This window comes from Caulobacter sp. B11 (assembly GCF_002737765.1).
Taxonomy (GTDB): domain Bacteria; phylum Pseudomonadota; class Alphaproteobacteria; order Caulobacterales; family Caulobacteraceae; genus Caulobacter.
The window spans coordinates 1-3,454 of record NZ_PEGG01000152.1; the positions used below are offsets into that span (position 1 = coordinate 1).

Consider the following 3,454-nt stretch of genomic DNA (forward strand, 5'->3'; position numbering starts at 1 on the left):
CGTGCCGGTCAGTGCCGTACCCGCCAGCATCGTGACGGCCAGGGCGGAGATAATGAAACGCTTCATGGCGAACTCCTTTTCGATGTCCCGACCTTAGGCCCCGTGATTTGCACTGGGGATGAACGGGCCTGTTCGGGTTAGGTTCATCTTCAGACGGCGGAAATCGGTCGCCTCGCGGGCCACCAGCCGAGCTTTCAGGCGTTGGAGCACAATGCCGCTAACCCATGTTCGCCAGTTCGCCCGACGTCTTCCCGACCTCCTCGCCGCCGCCCGCGGCGAGTTGGCGGCCACGGCGGCCCTGTTGCTCTGCGCCCTGGGCGGCCTGGCGTTTCTCGACATCGCCGACGAGGTGGCCGAGGGCGACACGACCCGCCTCGACCTGCGGGTGCTGATGGCCCTGCGCGTGCCGGGCGATCCCCACCGCCTGATCGGGCCGGACTGGCTGCATGTCGCCGCCGCCGACGTCACCGCCCTGGGCTCGGTGACGGTCCTGAGCCTGCTGGTGCTGCTGGCGGTCGCCCTGATGGCCAGCCTGCGCCGCTGGAGCGAGGCCCTGGTGATCCTGATCGGGCCGGCGGCGGGGTGGCGATCAGCCAGGCCCTGAAGGCGGCGTTCGGGCGCGAGCGGCCGGACCTGGCCTTCCGCGCGGTCGAGGCCTTCAATCCCAGCTTCCCCTCGGGCCACGCCATGCTGTCGGCGGTGGTGTTTCTCAGTCTCGGGGCCCTGGCTGCCCGCTTCTCGGCCCGCAGGCGGGTCAAGGCCCTGGCCCTGGGCGCGGCGGTGACCTTGTCGCTGCTGGTGGGGCTGTCGCGGGTCTATCTGGGCGTCCACTGGGCCAGCGACGTCCTGGCCGGATGGAGCGTCGGCGCGGCCTGGGCCATGGCCTGCTGGCTGGCCGCCTGGGCCTGGGAGCGCCGGACCGGATGGCGGCTCGACCGAACCCGCGAAGCGGCTTAAGCGGCGAAGGACAGGCTGCGGGGATCTAGGGGATGATGCGGATCGCGATCGGCGCAGCGGCGTTCGTCGTGGCGGCGACCGGGCTGGTGCTGAGCAGCGCGCCCCATGCGCCGTCTCGCCCCGCTTCTCGCCCCCCTGGGCGCCCGCTCGCGCCCGCCTCGCCCGCCAATCTGGCCGCCGTCGCCATCCTGGTCGGCCCGGGCCCCGCCGAGCGCGCGGCGCTTCGGCGCCAGGCGGTTTCAGCCGCCCAGCAGGAGGCCAAGGCCCTGGCCCGGCATCCCGACATCGCCCGCCGCGAGGCGGGCGCCCTGATCCTCAGCCAGGACGGCGTCGATACGGCCCGGTTCGACGATGTCGGCGCCTGCCCCGCCAGCGCCGGCTGCGCGCGCTGGTCCTTCGGCGGGGTGATCCAGCTGGACGGTCATCCGGTGACCTGGCTGCGTCTGTCGCGCGGCGACGGGGCGTCGCGCACGGTTCTGGTCGACCCGTCAGGCGGACTGGTGGACGGGGCCGGCGAGGTCACGGTCGCGCCCGACGGCCGCACCGCCGTTCTGGCCTTCGCCGGCGACGACGCGGCGCCGGGCTCGGTGACCGTGATCCGCTCGGTCAGCGGCCGGCTGCGGCGGATCGGCTTCGTCCAGAGCGACTGCCAGGCCCTGCTGTGGAGCGGCGGCGGCCGGCTGGCCATGACCTGCGAGGATAAGGGCCCGACAGGCGCGCGCCTGATGACCGCCGAACTGCGCCGCGAGGCGGGCGGCGGCTGGGTGCTGGCGCGAACCGGGGCCATGGATCCGCGAACCCTGGAGCCGATCGCCCTGGGCCAGGCCCCGCCGCCACTGCGTCTGGCGATCCCCGCCGAGGCGGCGCGATCGGGCGGGCAGAACGGGTCGGGCGGGGACGGATACCGACCGCTGGGCCGCGGCGCGCCGCCAATTGCCCGCGATTGACGCTACGGCGCCTGATCGCTGTTCATATATTTTCGAGTTTACCTTGCAGTGCAACATAATCGTTGATCACCAATAAGGTCGAGGCTATATCGGTAAGGAAGGCGGAGCGGGCGAGACCCGGCCCGCATCGGGGGAAGCGATCGGGAAGCGGTTTCAGATTCAACCGCCTGCCCCAGGAATCCTTCCCATGATCCGCTCCACCGCCCTGGCCCTGTCGGCCCTCGCCCTCATCGTCGCCGCTCCCGCCGCCGCCGCCCCCGCCGGCGGCCAAGTCCGCGTCCAACTGGCCGGCAAGTCCGCCCAGCAGGTTCGCGGCGAGATCGTCCGCGCCGCCAGCACCGTCTGCTGGCAGGACCTGCGCGGCGAGACCATGGCCCTCTACATCTACCCGTCCTGCGTCCGCGCCTCGGTCAACAGCGCCGTCAGCAAGATCAACAACCCGGCCGTCAGCGCCTACAACGCCGCCAACCCCGCCCAGCCGCTGGCCTACGCCGCGCGCTAAGCCAAGACCCTGAACCCTTCCCCGTTCGCGGGGGAGGGCGCGGGCCAGGATCCAGACATGAAAAAACGGCCCGCGAGATGCTCGCGGGCCGTTCTTCGTTTTGGTCAGCCGGGGCTGAAGCCCTAGGCGGCGACGGCGGTCGCGGCGGCCTTGGCCTTGGCCTTCACCTGGGCCTTGATCTTCAGGGCGCGCGGCGACAGCTGCTCGTCCTTGGCGCCGAGCAGGAACACGTCCAGCCCACCGCGGAAGTCCAGGGTGCGCAGGGCGGCGTTGCTGATGCGCAGCTTGAAGGTCTGACCCAGCGAGTCGGACGCCAGGGTGGCCGGCGACAGCGCGGGCAGGAAGCGGCGCTTGGTCTTGATGTTCGAGTGGCTCACATTGTGGCCGACCATCGGACCGATCCCGGTGAGTTCGCAACGGCGCGACATGGCGGATACCTTGGTTTGGGCGAGACCGACGGTCCCGCATACAGAAATTGGGCGCGCGAGCGGCGGACCACGGCGCGAGAGCGGGCGATATAGGCGAACGGGACCCTCTGAGTCAAGGCGTGCGGCGCCGCAACAGCGCTTCAACCGCCGTTCATCTCGCGCTCTATATAGAGAGACCGATGTTGGAGACATTTCGCATGCGCCTGATCGCTCTCGCCCTCACCGCCGCGGGCCTGGCCCTGGTCGGCTCGGTCGGCCTGGCGTCGACCCCGGCCCCGACCACGATCCTGCCGGGGCAGTGGGAGTACAGCTACCGTATCGGCCCCATCCCGGCGGGCAGCGAGTCGCGCTGCCTCAAGCAGGCCGACGTCGAGCAGTTCGCCAAGGGCATCTGCACGCGCCGCTATACCTGCGACTACCAGACCCGCCAGGTGGCCGGCGGCAAGATCGCGCTGAAGGGCACGTGGACTGACAAGAAGGGCCGGGTGGCCCCGGTCACGGCCAATGGCGGCTACACGCCCGAGAGCTTCCGGCTGAACATCAAGCTCAAGACGGTCAATGGCGTGCCCCTGGCAGGGGTGATGGACGCCCACCGCACCAGCGCCACCTGCGCGGCGGGG

4 protein-coding genes and 1 pseudogene are annotated in these 3,454 nt (G+C 71.1%); 4 read left to right on the forward strand and 1 reads right to left on the reverse strand.

The features are described 5' to 3' along the window. The first annotated feature begins 211 nt into the window (after nt 1–211). From CSW58_RS07485 to CSW58_RS07495, 3 genes and pseudogenes are all read left to right on the forward strand, one after another. Nucleotides 212–957, forward strand: a pseudogene (locus CSW58_RS07485) (phosphatase PAP2 family protein). A 35-nt stretch (nt 958–992) separates the two neighbouring features. After that, nucleotides 993–1,904: a hypothetical protein gene (locus CSW58_RS07490; protein ID WP_143755121.1), complete on the forward strand. Its 912-nt coding sequence runs from the start codon at nt 993–995 to the stop codon at nt 1,902–1,904. A 187-nt stretch (nt 1,905–2,091) separates the two neighbouring features. After that, complete coding sequence (locus CSW58_RS07495) at nt 2,092–2,406, forward strand: hypothetical protein (protein WP_099446870.1); 315 nt, start codon at nt 2,092–2,094, stop codon at nt 2,404–2,406. Between the two features lie 122 nt (nt 2,407–2,528). Here CSW58_RS07495 and rpmB read toward each other — a convergent pair whose 3' ends face one another. Beyond that, complete coding sequence (gene rpmB / locus CSW58_RS07500) at nt 2,529–2,834, reverse strand: 50S ribosomal protein L28 (protein WP_099446871.1); 306 nt, start codon at nt 2,832–2,834, stop codon at nt 2,529–2,531. Between the two features lie 197 nt (nt 2,835–3,031). Here rpmB and CSW58_RS07505 point away from each other — a divergent pair. Next, nucleotides 3,032–3,454, forward strand: a 423-nt coding sequence (locus tag CSW58_RS07505) for a DUF3617 family protein (protein ID WP_099446872.1), incomplete at its 3' end; no start/stop codon positions are given.

What these genes read in the sequence shown, in the direction of transcription:
- rpmB (WP_099446871.1), bottom strand. Translation starts at nt 2,834, where the DNA reads ATGTCGCGCCGTTGCGAACTCACCGGGATCGGTCCGATGGTCGGCCAC.
- CSW58_RS07495 (WP_099446870.1), top strand. Translation starts at nt 2,092, where the DNA reads ATGATCCGCTCCACCGCCCTGGCCCTGTCGGCCCTCGCCCTCATCGTC.
- CSW58_RS07490 (WP_143755121.1), top strand. Translation starts at nt 993, where the DNA reads ATGCGGATCGCGATCGGCGCAGCGGCGTTCGTCGTGGCGGCGACCGGG.